This is a genomic window from Methanomassiliicoccus sp., from assembly GCA_033485155.1.
In the GTDB taxonomy this organism is placed as follows: Archaea; Thermoplasmatota; Thermoplasmata; order Methanomassiliicoccales; family Methanomassiliicoccaceae; genus UBA6.
Genome location: JAWQJJ010000006.1, coordinates 80,556 through 103,795 on the forward strand (window position 1 = coordinate 80,556; position 23,240 = coordinate 103,795).

At 60.2% G+C, this 23,240-nt stretch carries 22 protein-coding genes; 14 read left to right on the forward strand and 8 right to left on the reverse strand.

All coding sequences use genetic code 11. From position 1 onward, the window contains the following. Positions 1–549 precede the first annotated feature (549 nt). The 8 genes from map to SA339_09870 all read left to right on the forward strand — a co-directional run bounded on the left by map (position 550) and on the right by SA339_09870 (position 8,912). Positions 550–1,437, forward strand: coding sequence for a type II methionyl aminopeptidase (map, locus tag SA339_09835; GenBank protein MDW5563513.1), 888 nt, complete (start codon positions 550–552; stop codon positions 1,435–1,437). A gap of 358 nt (positions 1,438–1,795) precedes the next feature. After that, complete coding sequence (cysE, locus tag SA339_09840; protein ID MDW5563514.1) at positions 1,796–2,437, forward strand: serine O-acetyltransferase; 642 nt, start codon at positions 1,796–1,798, stop codon at positions 2,435–2,437. A gap of 232 nt (positions 2,438–2,669) precedes the next feature. Continuing rightward, positions 2,670–4,076, forward strand: a complete 1,407-nt coding sequence (gene cysS, locus SA339_09845; GenBank protein MDW5563515.1) for a cysteine--tRNA ligase — start codon at positions 2,670–2,672, stop codon at positions 4,074–4,076. After that, on the forward strand, positions 4,055–5,092 hold the full coding sequence (locus SA339_09850) for a radical SAM protein (GenBank protein ID MDW5563516.1): 1,038 nt from the start codon (positions 4,055–4,057) through the stop codon (positions 5,090–5,092). The genes cysS and SA339_09850 overlap by 22 nt, the downstream gene beginning before the upstream one ends. A 56-nt stretch (positions 5,093–5,148) precedes the next feature. After that, positions 5,149–5,811, forward strand: a complete 663-nt coding sequence (locus SA339_09855; protein MDW5563517.1) for a metal-dependent transcriptional regulator — start codon at positions 5,149–5,151, stop codon at positions 5,809–5,811. Next, positions 5,811–7,727 carry a ferrous iron transport protein B gene (gene feoB / locus SA339_09860; GenBank protein ID MDW5563518.1) on the forward strand — a complete coding sequence of 639 codons (1,917 nt, stop codon included), beginning with the start codon at positions 5,811–5,813 and terminating at the stop codon, positions 7,725–7,727. Before SA339_09855 ends, feoB begins: the two co-directional genes overlap by 1 nt. A 54-nt stretch (positions 7,728–7,781) precedes the next feature. Further along, positions 7,782–8,234 (forward strand): hemerythrin domain-containing protein, encoded by a 453-nt coding sequence (locus tag SA339_09865; GenBank protein ID MDW5563519.1) that lies wholly within the window; start codon positions 7,782–7,784, stop codon positions 8,232–8,234. Positions 8,235–8,276: 42 nt separating this feature from the next. Continuing rightward, positions 8,277–8,912 (forward strand): LysE family transporter, encoded by a 636-nt coding sequence (locus SA339_09870; protein MDW5563520.1) that lies wholly within the window; start codon positions 8,277–8,279, stop codon positions 8,910–8,912. Positions 8,913–9,009: 97 nt separating this feature from the next. Here the strand turns inward: SA339_09870 and SA339_09875 are convergent, their stop codons facing one another. Continuing rightward, positions 9,010–10,692 (reverse strand): glutamate--tRNA ligase, encoded by a 1,683-nt coding sequence (locus tag SA339_09875; protein MDW5563521.1) that lies wholly within the window; start codon positions 10,690–10,692, stop codon positions 9,010–9,012. 68 nt (positions 10,693–10,760) lie between these two features. Then, positions 10,761–11,438, reverse strand: a complete 678-nt coding sequence (locus SA339_09880; protein ID MDW5563522.1) for an alpha/beta fold hydrolase — start codon at positions 11,436–11,438, stop codon at positions 10,761–10,763. Positions 11,439–11,642: 204 nt separating this feature from the next. Between SA339_09880 and SA339_09885 the strand changes: the two genes are divergently transcribed. The 5 genes from SA339_09885 (at position 11,643) to gpmA (ending at position 16,710) form a co-directional block, all read left to right on the forward strand. Then, positions 11,643–12,905, forward strand: a complete 1,263-nt coding sequence (locus tag SA339_09885; GenBank protein ID MDW5563523.1) for a UbiD family decarboxylase — start codon at positions 11,643–11,645, stop codon at positions 12,903–12,905. Between the two features lie 146 nt (positions 12,906–13,051). Next, the gene (gene gap / locus SA339_09890; protein MDW5563524.1) at positions 13,052–14,101 is read left to right on the forward strand and encodes a type I glyceraldehyde-3-phosphate dehydrogenase; all 1,050 of its coding nucleotides are present in this window, start codon (positions 13,052–13,054) and stop codon (positions 14,099–14,101) included. Continuing rightward, positions 14,098–15,075 (forward strand): 1-phosphofructokinase, encoded by a 978-nt coding sequence (gene pfkB / locus SA339_09895; GenBank protein MDW5563525.1) that lies wholly within the window; start codon positions 14,098–14,100, stop codon positions 15,073–15,075. Before gap ends, pfkB begins: the two co-directional genes overlap by 4 nt. Beyond that, a complete protein-coding gene (locus SA339_09900) occupies positions 15,062–15,979 on the forward strand; it encodes an aldolase (GenBank protein ID MDW5563526.1) in 918 nt (305 codons plus the stop codon). The genes pfkB and SA339_09900 overlap by 14 nt, the downstream gene beginning before the upstream one ends. Beyond that, positions 15,976–16,710: a 2,3-diphosphoglycerate-dependent phosphoglycerate mutase gene (gene gpmA / locus SA339_09905; GenBank protein ID MDW5563527.1), complete on the forward strand. Its 735-nt coding sequence runs from the start codon at positions 15,976–15,978 to the stop codon at positions 16,708–16,710. The genes SA339_09900 and gpmA overlap by 4 nt, the downstream gene beginning before the upstream one ends. On the opposite strand, the gene SA339_09910 is transcribed toward gpmA, so the two are convergent. From SA339_09910 to SA339_09935, 6 genes are all read right to left on the reverse strand, one after another. Next, a complete protein-coding gene (locus SA339_09910) occupies positions 16,707–17,912 on the reverse strand; it encodes a phosphoglycerate kinase (GenBank protein ID MDW5563528.1) in 1,206 nt (401 codons plus the stop codon). The two genes, gpmA and SA339_09910, sit on opposite strands and share 4 nt — an antisense overlap. 84 nt (positions 17,913–17,996) lie before the next feature. Further along, entirely contained in the window at positions 17,997–18,476 is a 480-nt protein-coding gene (locus SA339_09915; GenBank protein ID MDW5563529.1) for a flavodoxin family protein, read from the reverse strand. 94 nt (positions 18,477–18,570) lie between these two features. Next, on the reverse strand, positions 18,571–19,878 hold the full coding sequence (locus tag SA339_09920) for an adenylosuccinate synthase (protein MDW5563530.1): 1,308 nt from the start codon (positions 19,876–19,878) through the stop codon (positions 18,571–18,573). A gap of 45 nt (positions 19,879–19,923) precedes the next feature. After that, positions 19,924–21,033 (reverse strand): tRNA (guanine(26)-N(2))-dimethyltransferase, encoded by a 1,110-nt coding sequence (locus SA339_09925; protein MDW5563531.1) that lies wholly within the window; start codon positions 21,031–21,033, stop codon positions 19,924–19,926. Continuing rightward, positions 21,030–21,575 carry an NTPase gene (locus SA339_09930; GenBank protein MDW5563532.1) on the reverse strand — a complete coding sequence of 182 codons (546 nt, stop codon included), beginning with the start codon at positions 21,573–21,575 and terminating at the stop codon, positions 21,030–21,032. The genes SA339_09925 and SA339_09930 overlap by 4 nt, the downstream gene beginning before the upstream one ends. Before the next feature lie 164 nt (positions 21,576–21,739). Beyond that, on the reverse strand, positions 21,740–22,135 hold the full coding sequence (locus SA339_09935; protein ID MDW5563533.1) for a dihydroneopterin aldolase family protein: 396 nt from the start codon (positions 22,133–22,135) through the stop codon (positions 21,740–21,742). Positions 22,136–22,302: 167 nt separating this feature from the next. Here SA339_09935 and nadA point away from each other — a divergent pair, with 167 nt between their 5' ends. Then, positions 22,303–23,187, forward strand: a complete 885-nt coding sequence (gene nadA, locus SA339_09940) for a quinolinate synthase NadA (GenBank protein ID MDW5563534.1) — start codon at positions 22,303–22,305, stop codon at positions 23,185–23,187. The last annotated feature ends 53 nt before the right edge of the window (positions 23,188–23,240 follow it).

A 23,240-nucleotide genomic window follows, 5' to 3' on the forward strand; every position in this document is an offset into this window, starting at 1 on the left:
CCCACTCACTGGATGATATTTCTGAGAACGTTTAATGGTTGGCAAGGACTGCATCGATGCTTCGTTCGATCCACCGCATATTCGAGAACAACATTCTTCATTTCGAGAGATCCGATGGTCTCGGTGTTAAGCGATCATCAAGCAAATTTAGCTCGAGACCGGGGTCAAAGGTTTGATGTCCTATCAGCCGCCGGCGATTAGCTTGTAGAAGGCAATGTCATCCTCGACGGGGCGGCTTTCACCGAGTATGGTCGGAGCGGGCCTGATCGGCATACTTGGATGCGGGCGGCACGGCGCAATTATGTGTGTCGGATGTCTCGAGGAGTATGGCCTGCCCTTTCGCTGCTCGTCTGGTGCGGCATTATCGCAAACCGGAAGGGCGATGAGGGAATAACTTCGTCGACGGCAAGGAATCGTTAGTAGAATTCTCCGTGGCAATATAACTTGCATCTCCATTCATATTTACCATGGTTTGATGACCATTTTCAAGATTGTTGGAACCGGATGCTGTCAAATATTGCTTTGATGACAATATATGAGGGACTGTAGATGGATCAGGACGCTTTGGAAAATATTTTGAAAGCAGGGGCCGTGACGCGGGAGGCACGTCAGCTTGGAGCAGACATGATCGCCGAGGGCGTAAGCCTCCTCAGTGTTGCAGAGGAGACGGAGGCATACATCCGCAAGAAGGGAGCGAAACCCGCGTTTCCTGTGAATATAAGCATCAATCAGATCGCTGCTCACTATACTCCGGCCTCGAATGATACATCTACCTTCCGTCGAGGAGATGTTGTGAAGCTGGATGTAGGGGCGCATGTGAATGGCTACATGGGCGACACCGCAGTAACGGTCGAGGTAGGCACGAGGAACTGGAGCAGCTTGATCGAAGCACCATCTAAAGCGCTGTCGATGGTGATCGAGATGATCGGCGAAGGAGTACCCATTAGTGCACTCGGGGGCACGATCGAGAGGGGCATACGAAGCAATGGATTTGTGCCGATACGCAACCTTGCGGGTCATGAGATCAAACAGCACAATCTTCACTCGGGCCTGTCTATCTCCAATTATGATGATGGTAACACTGCGAAGGTACGCAAAGATATGCTACTGGCAATCGAGCCATTCGCCACCAATGGTGCAGGGGAGGTCGATAATACCAAACCTGGAAACATTTACATATTTTTAAGGGACCGTGAGATCAAAGACTCTGGTGCAAGCCGCCTCTTCAGCATGATCAAAGATGAATTCGGAAGTCTGGCTTTCTGCGAGAGGTGGTGCACGGCCTTCGATCCCAAAGCATCCGCTCACTTGAGGACCCTTGTTAGGCATGGAGCCATCTATGCATATCCGATCCTAACGGAAGTGAAGGGTGGAATGGTCTCCCAGACTGAGCATACCATACTAGTAAACGGCTCCAAGGCACAAGTGACGACTTAGAGCGCGAAGACAGGGATCCCGTTTGGTGATATTTGTGGTGTTTCCATCGGCTCTCATTCTGAAGGGATCTAGTAACTCGAGGTGGTGACGACCGAATGGTCCATCATACAGTCCCCGTCGATCCCAAAAGAAGCTAATGTTGATCATTATGCGATAAACATAGCTGCCGTTCCGGATGCCTTGAGCTGAGTTCTGATCGCTTCCTGGCGTCCTCGCTATGGTATGTGACGCGAGGGTGGCCGTAGTCTCGATAAAAAGGGGGACGATCAACAAGCGGGAAAGCTGGCCATGTAATCCTTGCCAGTAAACTCTGGTACCGAAAGATATATTTCATCTTGGCGATTGACAAGGGTTCAGCATGTCCTGGAAAGATGACGTTAGGACGGTTCTGGAGCGCGACCCGGCGCCCAAGTCTTTCTCAGAGGCGCTGATGTTCAGCCCCGGTCTTCACGCCATCCTCATTCACCGCGTCTCGCACAAGCTGTACCTGAAGGGCGAGTACAAGCTCGCCCGTCTCCTTAACTACTGGGGACGGGTGCTCACTGGCGCTGACGTACATCCCGGGGCCACCGTGGGCAAGGGGTTCTTCATCGATCACGCTACGGGAGTGGTCATCGGCGAGACCTCGATCATCGGTGACAATGTGTCTATATTCCAGGGGGTGACCCTGGGAGGGGTCTCGACCTCCAAGGAGAAGCGGCACCCCACTATACAGGATAACGTCATCATAGGCGCTCATGCCACTGTTCTGGGAGATATCACCGTGGGGGAGAACTCCAAGATCGGGGCGGGATCGGTGGTGGTCAAGGATGTGCCCCCCAACAGTACCGTGGTCGGGATCCCCGGAAAGGTGGTCCGGAAGAACGGCGAGAAGCCCGCGCAGCCCCGGATGGAGAATCTTCCAGACCCCATGATCACCGTTCTAAATGACATCTGCACCTCCATCGACCGTCTGGAGCGCCGGGTGGAGGAACTGGAAGAAAAGGTCAAGAAGGATTGAAACCAACCTCCTTGGTTAACGGCACATTGTGCTCTTATCCTACATTGGGGCAGAGGGTAACTTGGAGGCTGTGCTCCTCATCGCTCTCTCGAGAGCGTGAGCATGGAGGCCTCATGGGAGGGGTCGAGCGAAGGTACTCTCCCTGCCGCGCCCCCCATTCCCCGCTTTCACAGAAGACTCCACACTCGCATAAGTTAAAAAAAGCACCGAACCATTAGTGGGGCGGGATACTTTGGCTCTTAGAATATTCAATACCCTGACCAAGCGCGAGGAGGAGTTCGTACCGATCGATGACCGTAATGTCAAGATGTACGTCTGCGGCGTCACCGTGTACGATGACATCCACATGGGGCATGCACGTTCGATCATCGTCTTCGACATGATCGCCCGCTACCTCCGCTCCCGCGGCTATGAGGTCACCCACCTGACCAACTTTACCGACGTGGATGACAAGATCATCAACCGCGCGGCGGAGATGGGAATGGAGCCGTTGGCGCTCTCGAAGATGTACATCGAGCGGTACTTCCGGGACGTCGACGCCCTGGGAGTAAGAAGAGCGGACGGGTATCCCAAGGCCTCGGAGAACATTGACCAGATCATCAACATGACTCAGAGGATCATCGATCACGGCTTCGCGTACAAGAGCGAGGATGGCAGCGTCTACTTCGCCGTGGACAAGGTCGAAGACTATGGGCGGCTCACGGGGCAGAAGCTCGAGGACATGCAGGCCGGGGCCCGGGTCGAAGTCAACGAGCTGAAAAGGAACCCCTACGACTTTGCGCTGTGGAAGGCAGCCAAGCCCGGAGAGATCGCCTGGGATTCCCCGTGGGGCAAGGGGCGGCCGGGCTGGCACATCGAGTGCTCAGCCATGTGCACCGAGTACCTCGGCGAGACGATTGACATTCACGGCGGAGGGAATGATCTCATCTTCCCCCATCACGAGAACGAGATCCTACAGTCCGAAGCCGCCAACTGCAAGCCGCTGGCAAGGTACTGGATCCACAACGGTATGCTCCAGGTACAGGATGCCAAGATGTCCAAATCGCTGAAGAACTTCTTCGCCGTCAAAGACGTTCTGGCCAAGCACACCAAGGAGGAGATCCGCTTCTATGTGCTGTCCGCCCACTACCGTGGCCCGCAGGTGTACTCGGAGGCGGCCCTGGAGGAGGCTGCGGCGAGCCTGCGCCGGCTGCATAATACCTACCATGAGCTCAAGGCAGCCGCGGGCAGCGCAAAGGGTAACAACGACGCCACAGACCTCGCCGCACGGTTCCGTCAGCGGTTCGTGGAGGCGATGGACCAGGACTTCAACACTCGGGCGGCGATGTCTGAGGTGTTCGAGCTGGTCCGAGAGACGAACCGCCTGCTGGGGAGCGGGGAGCTGAGCGCCCAAGGGGCGCACGAGGTGCTCGGCGCTCTCGAGGAGATGGACAAGGTATTCGCCATCCTGCCGACTGTAGAGGCGGCGACCGAAGACCGTTCCGGCGAGGTCATCGACATCCTCATCGAGGTGCGCAACGAGCTGCGCAAGCGGAAGCAATACGACCTGGCGGACAGGATACGCGACCGCCTGAAGGAAAAGGGAGTGGAGCTGCAGGACACCGCGGAGGGTGTGAGGTGGAAGCGGACCGGGAACTGATAGCGCGCAAGAAGGCGATGCTGCTGGCCAGCGGGCCGGTGAGGGTGGCCAATAGCTTCCGGCCGCCCTTTCCGGTGTCCCGTTCTACGGCCGGGCCGGGGGCTGGATCGACCGCCATCGTCCTGACATTTGCCGGCACCAGGCTGAAGAAGGCGATCACCACCGGAGATGCGGAGTACTCCCTAGTAGGTGACGGTCCCCGTTACACGCTGATGCACGGGGAAGAGGTGTTCGTGGAGGAGGTGGAGATCAGGCCCACTGTGGCCCATGCTCCCGAGCAGGCGTTCTATAATCTCGACACCGAATGCATCTATCACTGCCGCTTCTGCACCTCCCCCGCCCTGGACCGAAAGATCACCAAAGGCCTCGATCCAGATAGGGTCGTGTCGATGATCCTGAGGTCGGCGGAGAGGTCGGACCTGAAGGCGGTGGCGGTCACCTCCGCGGTGATCAAGGACGCTCAGAGCACGGTGGACAAGCTGGCGTACGTTATCTCCCATGTGCGAAAGGAACTGCCGGACATACCTATCGGGGTCGAGCCGTATATCGACCGCCTGGAGCAGGTTGACCAGCTGAAGGAGGCCGGCGCCGACGAGATCAAACTGAACATCGAAACCTTCGATCGGGAGATCTTCGAGAAGGTATGTGGGGAGCAGGACCTGGACCGCATCCTCGGGGCCATCGCCCACGCGGCGGAGGTGTTCGGCCGGGGGAAGGTGACATCCAACATCATCGTGGGGATGGGGGAGTCGGACGAGAACGTCCTCGAGGGGGTCGAGCTCCTGGCCACGATGGGATGCGTCGCCACGCTTCGTCCCCTGCGGTTAAACGACATCAATCGGGGGCCGATGACCGAGGCGCTGGGAGAGCTGGAACCGATCACCCCGGAGCGCATGCTTCGTCTCGCCCGCCAGCACCGGGCGGTCCTTGAGCGGCACGGTCTGACCTCATACACCCTGCACACTATGTGTCACGAGTGCGGATGCTGTGACATCGTGCCCTTCCGAGATATTTAGGCACCACGTTTAGGTGGGCCACACTTTTTAATATCATATGTTAGTTGCCCCTAAACATGGTTAGTGAGAACGCCGAGGACTATCTCGCCTGTATTTACGACCTAACGAGAGAGGTAGGATCGGTGAAGACCACGGCCATAGCGGCTAAGCTGGATCTCACCCCGGCCAGCGTCACTGAGATGACCCAGAAGCTGGCCGCCGAGGGATACCTCAACTACGAGAAGTACAAAGGCGTCACCCTGACCTCCAAGGGACGGAAGGTAGCGGAGCGCATCAAGCGCCGCCATCGGCTGCTGGAGCGCTTCCTGGTGGATATCGTGGGCATGCAGAAGGAACAGAGCCACCAAGAGGCGATGAAACTGGAGCACAACGTCTCCGATGGCACCGTCGAGGTCATCAATCAGATCCTAAACTATCCGACCTGCTGCCCGGACGGCGATCCCATCCCTCCGAGCGATTCGATCATTCTTCATGATCCCGACCTCTCCATGCCCCTAACCGACCTGTCGGACGGGGACCGGGGCAAGATCACCCACCTGGCGAGCGAGGACTCGGCCAAGATCAAGAGGCTAATTTCCATGGGGTTCGTACCAGGGCGCACGATATCGGTCGAGGAGCGGATCCCTCTGGGGGGGCCGATACTGGTCCAGATGCAGGAGATGAAGGTCGCCCTGTCCCGTGACTATGCCTCCAAGGTCATGGTTAGGAAGTGCGATTGATGAAGATCGTCCTGGCCGGCAACCTCAACGTCGGCAAGTCAGCTCTCTTCAGTCGGATCACTGGCATAGGGGTCATCTCGGCCAACTATCCGGGCACCACGGTGCAGTTCGAGTCCGCCTCGGTCACCCACAAGGGGCAAAGGATCGAGGTGTTCGATCTGCCGGGAACCTATTCCCTCGCAGGTGTCACCGAGGACGAGCGGGTCGCTACCACCCTCCTGGCGGAGAAGGACCCTGATTACGTTATAGCGGTCCTCGACGCCACCCGGCTGGAGCAAGGCATGGTCCTTGTCCTCCAGCTAATCGAGCTCGGGTACCGGGTCATCATCGCCCTCAACTTCATGGACCAGGCGCGGAAGCGGATGACCCTGGATGTCAAGGGGTTAGAGAAGATCCTCCAGGTCCCGGTGGTGCCCACGGTGGCCCTCACCGGGGAGGGGGTCGACCGCCTCATGGACCTTGCCGTTTCGGGCACCGTTCACCGTGCCTATTACGTAACGCGCTACGACAGTCACATCGAGGCGTTCCTAGAGGAGATGGCCGCAGGGGTGGTGGAGACGGAGTCCGGCTTTCCCATCCGGGGCGCGTCGATCAAGCTCCTGGAGAATAATCCCTACTTCACCAAGCAATTCAGTCCTAGCATAAAGACGCTGGCTGACGAATACCGCAAGGAGTTCCGCGAGCAGCACTATGAGGATGTCGAGGTTCACATCGCCAGGGACCGCTATGGTGAAGCTGGGAAGATAGCCTCAGAGGTCATCAGTTGGCTCCCCATGAGGGACCTGACCGTCAAGGATCGCATCTCCGACCTCACCCTGCGCCCGCGCACCGGTATCCCCATCCTCATCGGCATACTCGTTGGCATCTTCCTCTCGGTCGTCGTCATCGGCGGCTTCCTGGAAACGCTCATCATCGACGTGTACACCACGATCACCGGTAACTTCTTCGATCAGCTTGCCGCGTTCATCGGCGGGACGCTGGGGGCGGCCATCGCTTCGGGCATCAACCTCTCCATCGAGGCCATCCTGGCCATCGTCATTCCGTATATCTTGGTATTCTACCTCATCCTCGGGCTGCTGGAGGACTCCGGCTATCTCCCCCGGGCAGTGATGCTGCTGGACGGCCTCATGGTCCGTCTGGGCCTGCACGGTCGGGCCATAATACCTATGGTGGTCGGAACCGGCTGCAACGTCCCCGCCATCCTGGCCACCCGCACGCTGGAGTCCAAGAGGGAGAGGCTAATCCTGGCGACCATCATCGTCATGGCCGTGCCCTGCTCCGCCCAGACCGTGATCATCATCGGCACAGTAGGTCAGCACTCCGGCATCCTATGGGCTGCCCTGATCTACCTGGTGCTGCTGAGCCTCGCCCTCATCCTGGGCCGGGTGCTTCACATCCTGCTAAGGGAAGAACCGGCGAGCCTGGTCATCGAGATCCCCGAGCTGTCCATGCCCTCAGCCAGGAACGTACTGTCGAAGACCTGGCTGAGGGTGAAGGATTTCTTCATCATCGCCTTCCCGCTGCTCCTCGTCGGCAGCCTCATATTAGAAGCCCTCATGCGCTACAACGTCCTCAACGCGCTGGTGGACCCCTTGAGCTTCCTGACCGTAGGTCTTCTCGGCCTACCGGCGGTGACCATCGTGGCCTTGATCTTCGGAGTACTGAGGAAGGAGATGGCCCTGCAGATCCTCTTTGTCATCTTCTCCCTGAGCGCCGGGGCAGACCTAGGTGCCGTGCTCACGTCCGAGCAGCTCTTCGTGTTCGCCCTGGTGATGGCGACCTACATGCCATGCATTGGTGTATTCGCCGCGCTCACCAAGGAGTTCGGGGTGAAGGAAGCGGTCTCCGTGTCCATCGCTTCCATCGTCCTCGCCTTCCTGCTGGGGGGAGCGGCCAACTTCCTTTTCTCGCTCTGAGCGCTCCGCAAGTCACTTATACAGTGCGGTTCTCAGAACGTCCGGGAGATGCGGATGAATATAGTGGACCGTTTGAAAGAGGAGCACCGAGTGATACAGAGCATGATGAACGATCTCCTCCGGGGGCCGATCGAAGATTCCGAGGCCTATTCCAAATCGTACATCGAGCTAATATCCCGGCTGGAAGCGCACGAGCGGGGGGAGGAGAACACCATCTATCGGGAGCTGTCGGCGGACCTGACCATCCGCCCTCTCGCCCTGCAAGCCATGGAGGAGCACCGGCTTATCAGGCAGGTGATGAGGGACCTCGCCGACGTGGAGATAACCGAGGAGGTATGGATCCCCCGGTTGGTCGTGGCCAACAACCTTGTCTCCCTGCACGTCCAGATCGAGGAGGGCAATGTGCTGGAGCTGGTGCAGCAATCGTTCGACGACGCCCAGAAAGAAGACCTCGACAGGAGGTTCGTCGAGGAGGAAGAGAAGCTGCTGCTCGCCCTCCGCCGGTAGAACTGGCCAATCATTATATCATCGCCGGCTTTCTAGGGCGGCGTGGAACTGGAGGTACTGTTCGCAACCGCCTTCGCGCTCGAGATCGTGTTCTGCGCCATCCCCGGTGCGGTCACCGCGGAGGCCCTGCGCCGAGGGATCACCGGAGGCTATCGTCCGGCCTTGTGGGTGCAGCTGGGCTCCCTAATCGGGGACCTGATATGGGCAGTGATCGCTTTGGTCGGCCTGGCAGTGCTCTTCCAGAGCGTCCCGGTACGGCTGGGGCTTGGCCTCATCGGGTGCCTATTCATGCTGTACCTGGCGGTGCAGTCACTCATGGGGGCCAGGAGAGGCGGTATGCCCGGGACTACGTCCGAGGGGGACCGAAGCGACTTCATGACCGGAGTGATGCTCTCGACCAGCAACCCCTTCCAACTGGCATTCTGGCTGGGCATCGGGGCTACTACCATCGCCGCCATCGTCCCCAACCCTGCCGTCGAGCATTATGTAGTGTTCTTAGCGGGCTTCACCATCGCCGGGTTCCTATGGTGCCCGTTCTTCGCCTATGTCGTGAGCGTGGGGCGGCGTTTCGTCAACGCCCGCACCTTCCAGGCGATCCAGCTCATCTGCGGCATCTTCCTCGCCTATGTCGGATTGAACCTGCTGTGGTCTACCCTCGCCTCCACCGGCCTGATCTGAACCTCGTCGCGTCGCCAAGCGATAGAACGGACATCGGCCTGCCCGCCGGCCGTTACCATGGGGCCGATACCCCGGATGGTACGACCTTACACGTTCTTCACTGTGTAAAGTAGGCTAAGATGTGCGGGGAGATCGAATCGATCCGGGCGAAGCCGAACCGCTCGAACTGCACGACCTTATCCGCCTCGTTGGTCGGTAGGCGCTCTGCGACCCCCCTGCGGGCCGAACCATCGGGCATGAGGACCTCACACTCGGCCCCGTCCGCGGGCACCCAGTGGGATATCTTGACCCCCTCCCTGAGCACATTGTGGTCGTTGCCGGTATACACACCCTTGCCATCTTCCCACCGCAGGTTGCACAGGTCCTTGAGCCGTACCGTGCCCCTCTCCCGGAAGCCTTCCAGGTCCTCCCGTGTCATCAGCACCGTGATGGGCGCGGTGAGGACATGGTTCCTGGTCCCCCTCTCGGGATGATCAGGGTGGAGCGGGGAGCGAGACTCCAGGCGGTCCACGCCCACGATCTCCAGCGGCTGCGGGTCCCACACAAAGAAGTAGCGGTCGGCCGCCGGGTCGATGATCTGCTTGTTGAACGCGTACAGGTTCTCCCAGGAGAATTCGATGTCCACGTCCTTCATCCCGACGTCCAACCAGAAGTTGCGTATGGCCTCGGCCTGGATACCCCGCCGAGCCATCGCCCTGACCGTGCCCAGGCGTATGTCGTCCCAACCTGAGTACTCCCCGCTCTGGATGCCCTTGTGGATGGTAGAGGTCTTGAGGATCGCTTCCGGAATGTGCACCAGGCCGTAGTGATGGTACCAAGGTCGTTTCCATCCGAAATAATTGAATATATACTCTTGGCGAAGAGTGTTGTTGAGATGGTCCTTGCCCCGGATGACATGGGTGAGGCCGAGCAGGTGATCGTCCACCGCCACCGAGAGGTTCATCATCGGGTACACGGTGTACCGGTCCCCGGTCCGAGGATGGGGTACCGAGTCCACTATCCTCAGGCCGACGAAGTCACGGACCGCCGGGTTGGGATGGTGTAGATCGGTCTTGACCACTAACACCGCCTCCTCCTCGCCGAAGGCGTGGGAGAGCATCTTGTCGAACAGCTCGTTGGCCTCCTCTGGAGTCTGCGAATGGTGGGGACACGCTGTGCACTGCTCCTTCATCTGTCTCCATGGTTCGGGAGGGCAGGTGCACACGTACGCCTTGCCCATGTCTATGAGCTGTCGGGCGATGCCGTAGTAGATCTCGAACCGGTCAGATTGGATGACCGTCTCGTCGACGTGTACCCCCAGCCAGGCGAGATCCTCAGGGATCATCTTGTAGGCTTCGGGATCGATCTTCTCCGGATTGGTGTCCTCCAGCCGGTTGATGTACTTGCCCTTGTATCTCTTCACATACTCGTCGTTCAGCAACGAGACTCGGGTGTGGCCTATATGCAGCGGCCCCGAGGGTCCGGGAGCCATGCGCATCACGACCTTGCCCTCCACCGCTTCGGGAAGGTCGGGGAGCACGTGCTTGCGCTCGGTCTTGGTCTTCTTTAATAGATTGGGGTCGATGGTCTCGGCGGCCCTCTGGATGTCCTCGAGCGGCATGGCTTCCACCTCGCGGCAGACCTCCTCGGCCGCCGCCGCGACCTCCTTGGCCTTGGACCGCAGGTCCGGCCGTTCTGCCAGCACCTTGCCCATGACGGCCTTCGGGTTGGCCCTCCCTCCGAAGAGGGCGGCGTTCTGCAGCGCGTACTTCCTGATCGCCTCTTTCAGCTCGGCGGACATCGGGCGTCCATCAGATAACCCTCTCTTCTATCTTTCTACTATGGGTAAGGGCGGCTCCTTCCGTGCGCTCACCGCCCGCCGGGACCGAACCATCGAGTGAGCTGGTCCGAGACCGCGGCAAAGGCGCTCTCCAAGAGGTAAGTGTCGCCATGGATGGCCTGCTCTAGCCGAACGGCGTTGCGACCGCGGGCCCGCAGCGCGTCCCCCGCTTCCACGATCTCGGGCACGTCCCTGGATCCGTAGATGATCAAAGTCCTCTTTCTTTCCACATCCTGGACGGCGGGGAGGCGGCGGAGGAGATCGAAGACCGCGCTTGGATCGTCAGGCTTCACCCGGTAGCTGCGAAGCTTTCGCAGCAGGTCCTGGGTCCGCGGGCAGTAGCCGGGGTCCAGGGGAGGGGACAGCCCGATGGCGAAGTCCGCACTGCTGATGAGCGCCAGCCGTCCCCCCAGTGAATGGCCGATGGCCACCACACGGCCCCGGCTCCGGAAGTGGCCGATGGCAGCCTCGACGTCGTCAAGAGCACCGAGGTCAAGGGGAAGGGGATGCTCCCCGTGGCCCCGTAGGTCGATGGCGCAAGCCGTCAGGCCGCTCTCGGCTACCCGCATGGCGAGGCCCAACTGCTCCTCCTTGCAGCCCCCGTAGCCATGGGCGATGACCGCCGATCCTACAGGATGGCGAGGTGTGATCACCATGCCCGGCACCTCGATGTCCGGTCCATCGATCCTGATCCGCCCTATTTCCATTCAGGTCCCAGCTCCGGAGGGGGATCGTGCAGGTCGGTAATAATCCAGTATGTCCAGTCCTCAGGAATTGGGCTAGAACAAAGGCGGGGATAGATCTCGCCCGAAGGGCCACCTCAGATTCCATCCCTAACCGGCCGCGTCCGTCATGCCTGCTGGGAAGCTGGTGCCAATCCATTAATATAACCGCACACACGATTACCGGCCATGGCCATGCGCAATCTCGTAGAGGGGATGAAGGACGCGATCAAGGTGGACGAGGCGGTCCCGCTCGAGCTGGAGGTCTCCAAGCTCCTGATGAAAGACCAGACCCGTCCGGTGGTGTTCTCCGATCTAAACGGGATGCGTGCGGCAGGCAACTTGTGGTCCACCCGGGAGAGGATCGCCGGAGCTATGGGAATTCGCAAGGAGGAGCTGATACCCAAGATGCTGGAGGCCATGGCCTCGCCCTCCGCGCCGAAGCTGGTGGGCGATGCCCCGTTCATGGACGATGTCCGCACCGAGTTTGACCTCACCAAGCTTCCCATTCCCAAGTACTTCCCCGGGGACCAGGGAAGGTACATCACATCCGCGGTGGCGGTGGCCGAGCACGAGGGCAAGCGAAACGTGTCCTTCCACCGCATGTGCCTGCGGGACGAAAGGTCCTTCGCCATACGATTGGTGCCCAGGCATCTGTACACCATGTGGAAGAGCGCCCAGGCGAAGGGGAAAGACCTGCCGGTGGCGTTCTCCATGGGACTGTGTCCCCCTGTCCTCCTCGCTGCTGCCATGTCCACCGACTACGCCACCGACGAGATGCACATCGCCTCCTCCCTGAAGCAGAGGACGCTGGGCTCCCCCCTGGAGGTGGCCAGGCTCAACGGCGGCCTAACGGTGCCGGCCCAGGCGGAGATAGTCTTCGAGGGACGCATAACCTCCACCATGGTGGACGAGGGTCCGTTCATGGACATCACCGGCACCTATGACTCGGTTCGTCCGGCCCCGGTGTTCGAGGTCGACCGCCTCTACATGCGCAAGGACCCGGTGTTCCATCTCCTCCTGCCCGGCGGCTATGAGCACTACATGATGATGGGTCTTCCGAGAGAGCCGATAATCTACCGCACGGTGAACCAAGTCGTACCTCGAGTGCACGGAGTCCGGCTGACCGAAGGAGGCTGCTGCTGGCTGCATGGGGTCGTGTCCATCACCAAGAACAAGGAAGGGGATGGGATCAACGCTGCCATGGCCGCGTTCTCCGGCCACCCGTCGATGAAGAAGGTGACCATTGTGGACGAGGATATCGACATATTCGACGACCGCGACGTGGAGTGGGCTGAGGCCACCCGTTTCCAGGCCTCCCGTTCGCTCATGGTAGCCAACAACGCCGCTGGCTCCTCCCTGGATCCCAGCTCTGAAGGCACGACCTCCAAGGTTGCGATCGACGCCACCAAGCCGTTCGGGGCCAAGGGTTTCGACCGTGCCAGGCTTTAGTTCTCAGGGCCTTCGCACTGCCCGGGGCCGGGGTTCGGTCGCTCTATCACGTCCAATTTATTTTTCGACAGGATATTATTATCATTAAGAAAGTATTTTAAAACGCTCCGCTCCATTATTTCTGAGGAACTGGAACGGAGGCTGATATGACCACTAACATCGCTATTAACGGCATGGGCCGCATCGGAAGGATAATCGCCAGGCGCTACATCACTGACCCGCCGCCAGGTATCAAGCTGGTAGCGGCGAACGACCTGTTCTCGCCCGATGACATCGCCTATCTTATGCGGTACGACTCGGTTCACGGGAGGGCACCGTTCGAAGTCGAAAGCACCGCGAACTCCCTGCGACTAGACGGCCAGGAGGTCGACATGAGGCACGAGAAGGATCCGTCCGATCTGCCATGGGCGGATCTGGGAGTGGACATCGTGCTTGAGTGCACCGGCCTATTCCGGGACCGGGACAAGGCGGCCAAGCACCTGGAGGCCGGGGCATCAAAGGTCATCATAAGCGCCCCCTCCGACACCGCGGACCTCAGCATCATCCTGGGCGTCAACCAGGACAAGTACGACCCCCGCGTCCATCACGTGGTGTCCAACACCTCGTGCACGACGAACTCCCTGGCCCCGGTGGCGAAGGTCCTCAACGATTCCTTCGGCGTCGAGCTCCTCATGGCCACCACCGTGCACGCCTACACCGCCAGCCAAAAGCTGGTGGACGGGCCGGCGAGGAAGAAGAGGAGAGGGCGGGCCGCCGCCCTGTCTCTTGTTCCAACCACTACGGGAGCCGCCAACGCCACGGCGAGGACGATCCCGGAGCTGGAAGGGAAGATGTTCGCCACCGCCATTCGTGCCCCGGTGCCCGACGGAGCGATAACCGACATCTCCGCCCTCCTCAAGCAGGAGGTGACCGAAGACATGGTCAACAACGCACTGAGGGGCGCGGCGGAAGGTCCGATGAATGGCATCCTCGGGGTGAGCGAGGACGAGCTGGTATCCCAGGATATTATCACCGATCCCCGCTCCTCGATCATCGACGCCCGGTCCACCAAGGTCGTGGCCGAACGAATGGTCAAGGTGTTGGCCTGGTACGACAACGAGTACGGGTTCTCCTGCCGCATGCTGGACCTCGCCTCATACATGGCCCGCCTGGGCGGTATGGATAGGGAGCGTAGGGCCGAGATGGTCAGGGCATGAACGACCGCGGAGCGGCGGGGACGCGGGTGTACACCCTGGCCCTGAACCCGGCCATCGACCGGACCTTCTGGGTCGACCGGATCGACTACGAGGAGTCCAACCGGGTACGCCAGGAGTGCCGCTACCCTGGGGGCAAGGGGATCGACGTCTCCCGGGTGCTGACCGGCCTGGGTGTCCCCAACATCGCCCTGGGCTTCTCCGGCGGCTACACCGGGCACGAGCTGGAGCACCGCCTGGCATGCGAGGGCGTGGCCACCGATCTTATTCCGGTCTCCGGAGAGACGAGGACGAACGTCATCGTCAACGAGTCATCGACCGGCCGGCAGATACTCCTCACCGCCAGCGGCCCGGAGGTGACCCGTCAGGAGATGGACGCTCTAATCGCCAAAATCCAACGGCTTGACGACGCTTTCATGGTCGCCATCGGCGGCAGCCTGCCGCCGGGGGCGGGGGCGGACACCTACGGTCGATTGATCACCATGCTGCGAGGGCAGGGCATCATCACATTCCTTGATGCTGACGGGGAGGCCATGAGGCATGGCGTTGCCGCCGGTCCTGACTATATCAAGCCAAACCGTCACGAGCTCGGGGAAATGGTGGGGAGGGAGCTCGGGAGTACTGAGGAGGTCATCGGAGCGGCTGAGGAGGTCCAAGCTCAAGGGGTCGGCACTGTCCTCGCTTCCATGGGCGCGGAGGGCATGGTGATGGTCGATGGGGAGCGGGCCTACTGGGCCTCCCCGCCCGCGGTCGAGGCGGTCAATAATGTGGGGGTCGGGGATTCCGCCGTCGCCGGTTTCATCTACGGCCTAGCTTCCGGAATGGGGGCGGTGGACTGCCTCAGGCACGGGACTGCCGCGGGCACGGCAACTGCCCTCAAGCCGGGAACAGCGAGGGCGAGCCGAGCGGACATCCTGGCGATGCTGCCCAGGATAAGGACCAAGGAACTGGAGAGGGAGGCATATGTCCGAGCTTGACAAGCTCGTGCCCTTGGACGTGCCCCGGGCGGAACGCCGGGCGTTCCAGGATAACTACGCTGCCCTCACTTCAGGGAAGGGGCGGCTGATGCTGTTCGCGGGGGATCAGAAGGTGGAGCACCTAAACACCGATTTCCTGGGTGATGGTATCTCTCCTGACGACGGGGACCCCGAGCACCTTTTCCGAATCGCCTCCCGAGCCCGGATCGGCGCCTTCGCCACGCAGTTCGGCCTGGTCAGCCGCTATGGCATGAGCTACCCGGACGTGCCGTATGTCATCAAGCTGAACTCCAAGACCAATCTGGTCAAGATCGATCAGGCCGAGCCGCTCAGCGTCCAGTGGCAGTCGGTCGATGATGTCGTGAAGCTCAGGGAGGAGAGCGGGCTCAGGATCCTGGGGATCGGGTATACCTTCTACATCGGGAGCGAGCATGAGGCCCATATGCTGCGGGAGGCGGCCCAGATCGTTAATCAGGCCCACCGTCATGGACTCCCCGTCATTCTTTGGTCCTACGCGAGAGGTAAGGCTGTTCCCGAGGAGAAGGACGCCCGGATCATCGCCGGGGCGGCAGGGGTCGCTGCCTGCCTCGGCGCGGACTTTGCCAAGGTCAACTACCCTCAGGGGGCCGACGCCCCCGCCCGGTTGGGGGACGCGGTACGGGCGGCCGGCCGAACGAAGATCATATGTTCGGGGGGAGGGAGGATAGAGGTCGAGCCCTTCCTGCAGCGCCTACACGCGCAGATAAATGTCTCCGGCACCTCTGGCAGCGCAACCGGAAGGAACATACACCAGAAATCGCTTGGGGAGGCTGTGCGGTTCGCCAACGCCATCTACGCCATCACCGTCGAGGGCGCCAGCACCGCCGAGGCGATGAGCATATACTGGGGTGACCTGGAGAAATGAGCAATCTCGTCCTACTAAGGCACGGTCAGAGCGAGTGGAACAAGCTGGGCAAGTTCACTGGATGGATCGACGTGGACCTCTCGCCCGAGGGCTGCAAGGAGGCAAGGAGCGCGGGGGACCGCCTCCGGGAGGCGGGCATGACATTCGACCTGGCTTACACCTCGGTGCTCAAGCGGGCCATCCGCACGACATGGCTGGCACTGGAGGGCATGGATCTCATGTACCTACCCATCCATCACTCCTGGCGCCTGAACGAGAGGCACTACGGGGCCCTGCAGGGCCTCAACAAGGAGGAGATGACCAAGGTGCACGGAAAGGAGGCGGTCCATGCCTGGAGGCGAGGGTATGATGTCCGCCCTCCTCCTCTCGAACTCTCGGACCCAATGCACCCTCGGTTCGATCCCCGGTACCGGGGTGTTGACCCTGCCCTCCTCCCGTCCTGCGAGTCTCTGAAGGATACCCTGGCCAGGGTGCTCCCGTACTGGGATCAGGAGATTCTCCCCCAGGTGTTGAAGGGGAAGGAGGTCCTGGTGGCAGCCCATGGCAACAGTCTCCGGGCCCTGGTCAAGCACCTGGATGGGATATCGGACGATGAGATCGCTGAACTCAACATCCCCACAGGCATCCCTCTGATCTATGAGATGAATGGCAGAAAGGTGCTCGGGCACCATTACCTGGCATCCACCGAAGAACTGGACCGGGCGACCCAGAAGGCCGCCGGGGTCCGTTAGACGGTCAGGGTGGAGGGTGCGGCTTTCGATTTATCCGCGCCCTGTAAAGCCTTCACTGCTGGGAGCTCCCGCCCGCCCATCACTTCGAGGAAGGCCCCTCCCCCCGTGGACACGTAGGAATATTCATTCTGGAGCCCGAACCGCTCCAGGGCTCGTCCGGTATCCCCGCCCCCGATCAGGGAGAATGCCTTGGTGCCGGCGATGACCTCGGCCACCGCCCGGGTCCCGTGCTTGAAGATGTCCTCTTCGAACGCCCCCAAGGGGCCGTTCCACACTATGGTCATGGCTGTCCGCAGGACCATGGAGAATTCCTCGATGGTCCGCGGACCGATGTCCATGACCATCATGTCCGGCCTGACGCCCTCGGCGGCCACGATGTTGATCACCTCTCCATTTCCCTCCCGTATCGCGACCACGTCGAGGGGGAGCACGAATTTGCTCGGCCCCGCTCTCTCCATGATCCTCTGGGCCTCCATGATCAGATCCTCACCGAAATCGTGGCGGCCGGCGAATCTGCCCCGGGCCATCAGGAACGGGAGCGCCATCATGCCTCCGAGCAGGATGCGGTCCGCCCTGATCGAGAGATGCTCTATCACTCCCATCTTGCTCTTCACCTTGGCCCCTCCGACGATAACCACCAAGGGTCGCTGGGGATTGTCCAGGGCTCTTCCCAAAGTGTTCATCTCCCTTCGCATCAGGAGGCCTCCACCGGTGACTGCCAGGTGGTCGGTGACCCCCACATTGGAAGCATGGGAACGGTGGGCATCGGCGAAGGCATCATCGATATAGACATCGGCCAGGGACGCCAGTTCGCTGGAGAAGGTCTGATCGTTGCTCTCCTCGCCGGGATCGAACCTCAGGTTCTCCAGCAAGATGGCGGTGCCCGGGACCATCTCCTCGACCGCTTCCCTTACCGCATTCCCCCGGACCTGTGGAACGAACCGGACCGGAGCGCCCAGCAACTGGGATAGACGCTCGCTCACCGGCGCCAATGTATAGCGAGGATCGACTCTCCCCCCCGGCCGGTCCAGGTGGGAGATGAGGATTACCTTGCTGTCGTTCTCCAGCGCATATCTCACGGTTGGTAGGATCGCTCGGATCCGGGAGTCGTCCGCCACCTCTCCCTTGTCCAGCGGGACATTCAGGTCCACTCTCAACAGAAGCCTTTTTCCACCTATGTCCAAGTTGTCTATGTACTGCATCGTCCTCGGAACTACGTGGGAACCCGCGAGATTATAACGATTGGGGGTCGTTACCCTGGCTCCGTGTCGTCACCGTCAGATAGCTCAGGGTTGGAGTAGGCGGTCGGCGAACGCAGAGACCTTCGCCTGCCAACCTTCCTCGAGCGGCCCCTTCAGGTCGGTGACGAAGACTATAAGATCTGCCACCTTGACCAGCCCTTTGGACTTCAGCATCTCATCGAGGATGGGCAGTGTGCGCTGCCACTTCGCCATCTCTTCCTCGGTAGGCATCCGGCCGGTCTTCTTATCCGGCTGGGGCGCGCCGTGGGTGGCGATTAGAGCGTACCTTGTTCCCGAGGGCAGCTGCACCTTCCCAAGATAACGGCGCACGCTGCCTGGCGGCTTGCCTATCCTGGTCGGTGAGATGAACACGTGCAGGTCCGCCTTTGGCAGATCCTGGGCCTTGACCTCGTGGATGTGGTGAACCTCTCCCTGGATCCCTTTCGCCGTCAAGATCCTCTGCAGCTCCTTGGCCACCTGCTCCCCGTTCCCGTATTTGGACGCGTGGACTATCTCGATCCTCATTTAGGTCCCCGTACGGTATTCGGAGTGCTGGCTAATAAGCGTATGTCGATGTGACCGAAGGGCGCATAGCTCCGACAGTGGACGGGGGATCAGTTCATTCGGACCAGCGTCGCTTGCGCAGATCGATGGTCTCCTCCCGGCCCTTGCCGAAGGAGATAATCTCGATGGGGACGCCGGCGTTGGTGGTTATGAAATCCAGGTACTTGCGCATGTTCTTCGGCAGAGCGCCGTAGCCTTTGCGAATGATGTCGCCGGACTTGCACGAGGCGGCAGTCCATCCCTCCAGCTCCTCGTAGATAGGTTTGGCCCGGGAGAGCTTGGCGATGCTTCCTGGGAAGTCCTCCACGATCTGGCCGTCAATCTCGTAGGCTACGCAGACCTTAAGCGTCGGCAGGTCGCTGAGCACGTCCAGCTTGGTCATCGCCATAGAGGTCATGCCGTTCAAGCGGACTGCATGGCGCACCACGACCATGTCCAACCAACCGCAGCGGCGCGGCCGCCCGGTGGTGGTGCCAAATTCCCCGCCGACATTCTGCAGATGCAGCCCTACCGCGTCATGAAGTTCTGTGACGAATGGGCCCGCTCCCACCCGGGTGGTGTAGGCCTTGGTGACCCCGATGACGTCCTGCACCGCCGAAGGGGGTACGCCCACCCCGGTGCAGATGCCCGCCGAGGTGCAGTTGGACGACGTAACGTAAGGATAGGTCCCGTAGTCGATGTCCAGCATGGTTCCCTGGGCGCCCTCGAACATGACCTTTTTACCGTCCCGTATGGCGTCGTTGACCAATACCGAGGTGTCGGTGATGAACGGACGGAACAGGTTGCCGTACTCCAGTAGGACCCTCAGGAGGGAGGCCTTCTCCTGCTCGAGCTTGATGCCAAGGGACTGGGCCAGTTTCTCTTTTTGTGGATAGACCATGTCCAGCCGCTCCCACAGGTAGACCTCGTCCAAGAGGTCGCCCATGCGAATCCCGGCTCTAGCGATCTTGTCCGCGTAGCACGGGCCGATCCCCCTGCCGGTGGTCCCCACTCCCTTTGCCCCTCGGGCCCTTTCCTCCGCCCCATCCAGGGCACGGTGGTAGGGCAGTACGACATTGGCCCGGTCCGAGATCCTCAACATCTCCCCGGTACGGCCAGTCTTGCGCAACATCTCCAGCTCGGTCCGAAGCTCATCACAATCGATGACCAAGCCGTTCCCGATCACTGATAGAATCCCTTCGCGTATGATGCCCGATGGGAGCAGGTGGAGGGCGAAGACCTCATTGCCCACCTTGATGGTATGGCCTGCATTCGCTCCCCCCTGGTATCGCACCACGAGGTCCGCATCTTCGGCCAGGTAGTCGGTGATCTTTCCCTTCCCCTCATCGCCCCATTGCGAACCGATCACAGCTAAGGTAGGCATCGAAATTCCATCTCCTCATATAATCCAGTTATTTGAATGATTTTGTCATTGCTCCTTCACTGAGGCATAGATATATAGAACGTCCCTGAGCGGCAGATCGGTTCTGATTCCAGTCGGGGCGAAATGGGTCCTGGAGACCCGGCCGGACGCGCCCAGGGCCTCCAGCACCGCATCCAGGCGGCGGGGGGACGTTCTCACGAGGGACGCGAGCTCGTCGTTATCATAGAAGAATGGAACATCCAGTTCCTGTCTCCAGACCTCGAGATACTTGGCGCACCTCCTCCTGGTCTGAAGGCTCTCCCTAGCTTCCATTTCCCCCAGGACCTCAGCGTCGTGCAGAGGTCCGAGCCACAGGGGACCGATGGATCGTGAAGAGGTCCGTTCCCTGGAGATCGACCTCTCTCCAGTCGATGGATCGTAGTCCACGTACCCCAGCTTCTCGATGGTCCGGTCGGCCTCCCCGCCCCCATCGACCACCCGGACATAGGTCCGCATGTAATGGTCGGCGTAGAACGACAGCAGGCACTCCAGGCCCTTATCCTCCTTGGCCGCCTCGCGGGCGATGTGCCCGATGAGGATCCTTAGCCCGCTCTCATGGCCGAACGGGGAGCGCATCGAATGGGCCCCGTATCGGCGCAGGCATTTCCTCGGATAGGTGCCGGCCAGCGGTGCAGTGTCGGTGGCGGTGATGCCGGCCACACCATGCCTCTTGAGCCCCTGCATCACCGCTGGGACGAAGGGCACCGGGGTCCCGAAGGGGTCCAGATCGATGTAGTCGAACACCCGCCTGGCCAGGATGCACCGGAGATCATCATTGGACACTTCCACGTTGTCGCTCCCGGTATGTTCGATGTTGGCACTGATGTATTCACAGGCCTCGGCGTCCTTGTCGTTGGCCACGATCTTCATGTCCGGCCGGGCCTCCCGGGCGATGCGCATCGCCCTGGCCCCGGTGCTGGCCATGGCGTCCAGAGCGGTAAGTGCTCGGGGATAGGCCGCCAGGAGCATGACCGTGACGTCCCTGTTGAATGCCATTTGGTCGTTGAAGAACACCCTGCCGATCCGTTTGCCCGGTCCCTTTTCGGAGTGGATGGAGGGCACATGGAGTTCGGTGTCCCCTTCCTTTTTCAGCACCGACCCGGGGGGAGCGCTCACAGAAGTTCGCCCTTCATGAGCTTCATGATCTTGTAGGGAAGCAGATTGCGGTTTATGGGGGTGACCTCAAGAATACGCACATCGTCCCGCCGTCTAATATCCTGGAGAAGGGGATTGCGGGATTTCTTATGGAGCGTGAGAAGAAGGGGCTTTTCGATGTCCAATGCGTATTTCACAGTGTCGATGAAGGTCTGGGATTCTACCTCCATGCGTCCCACCTCATCGATGACGATCACGTCAGCGTCCTCGCAGGCCTTCAACAAAGCCTTGACGCCTACTTCTTCCAATATATTCAGGTCCACCCCGAACTTGCCGACCATGAACTTGGATTGGATATTGATATGAGCAAAGGTACCCTTTTCCTTACTGGCCCAGTCGACGATGGCGAACCCGGTCCGCTTATTATCCTCGACGATGGGTTCGGTCACCATCCCTCCGACCTTGATCCCCTCAGCCTCCAGCATCTCTATGACCTTGAGCAATGCATGAGTCTTGCCCGCGCCTGGCAAACCGGTTATGCCGATCTTGATAGTGGTGTTCATTTTGTCACCGAATTTATAACAAGTACTGACCTTAACGCACTGAAACGATGCCACCCCGTATGGATGTCCTTTCTTAATATGGTTTTCGAACTATCGTTGGCTCTCAACAGATTACAAACGTATTACGTCGACCTTGAACCTCATGGGCGAAAGCAGCGGTCACCTCATGGCCTGGCGCTCTCTTCGATGGAGCTGATGAACATGAGTGGATACCTGATGTCCTCCAGGTACCTCATTTCCCCGACCGTCCGGACGTCCCCGATATGAATGGTGACCTTGACGTCAAGCATCTCGCCGGTGAGGCTCTGGTAATCGTACTCGTTCTTCTTCATCTTCAGCCGGTCCCGACGGATCCGGACCTCGACCGACTCGACGAAGGGTTGGACCTTGACCCCCTCCTCGATCGCCCTCTCCAAGCTTTCGGCGTTGGAGGTGCTCACAGGGGTCCCGATGAACTGATGGTAGACCGTCGCCAGTTTGACTCCGGCCTCGAAGGTCGCTCTCTCCCGATCGGTGCAGCGGAAGTAGCTGGCCGCCCGCTCCTCTCGCGACGCCCTCATCCTAATCGTCCTCCATAAAGCATCATACCCTTGCGGCTAATAAACCTGATGAGCCCTTCCATGGCGCGGTCCGTACCATCGAGCAACGGTCACCCAGGCGGTCCAGGGAATCAATTATTTATATCGTTCTCAATATCACGACCCTGATGCGGCCCCAGGACCGAATATTGGAACTGAAGCAAGAACGGAACGCCGTTATCCTAGCGCACAACTATCAGCTTCCTGACATCCAGGACATCGCCGATTTCGTAGGAGATTCCCTAGGCCTGGCCATGGCCGCTGCCAAGACCACCGCCGACGTCATCGTGTTCTGCGGAGTAGACTTCATGGCTGAGAGCGCCAAAGTCCTCAACCCCTCCAAGATCGTCCTGCATCCAGAGCCCAAGGCCAGGTGCCCCATGGCCGCCATGTGCGATCCCAAGGGAGTGAGGATGCTCAAGAAGGACTTCCCCCGCGCCGAAGTGGTCGCTTACGTCAACACCACCGCGGAGTGCAAGGCCGAGGCGGACATATGCTGCACCTCCTCCAATGCCGTGAAGGTGGTCAACAGTCTCGACTCTGACCTTGTCATCTTCATCCCCGACGAGAATCTTGCCTCTTTCGTCCAACGCTCCACCGAGAAGGATGTGATTCCCTGGCCAGGCTTCTGTCCGACCCATGAGTCCATCACCGTGGAGAAGCTCAAGAAGCTCAAGGAGGAGCATCCCGAAGCGGTAATTATTGTCCACCCCGAGTGCCGACCCGACGTCATCGACATAGCCGATGCGGCCCGCTCCACCGAGGGGATGATGAAGTTCGTCAAGGAATCGCCCAAGACTGAGTTCATCATCGGGACGGAACAGGAGATGACCTACCGACTGGCCAAGGAGAACCCCGGCAAGCGGTTCTATGCGGTTCCCGGTGCGGTTTGCCCGACCATGAAGCTCATCACCTTGGACAATGTCCTCGCGGCCCTAGAGTCGATGACGCCGGAGGTCAACCTGGGCCCTGACCTGATGGAGAAGGCAAGGAAACCGCTCCAGCGCATGATGGACATCGGGCGCGGCGACTGAATTTCGGCCGAACCGGGCTTAGCGCTAACTCGGGCCGCCGATGCGATAGACAC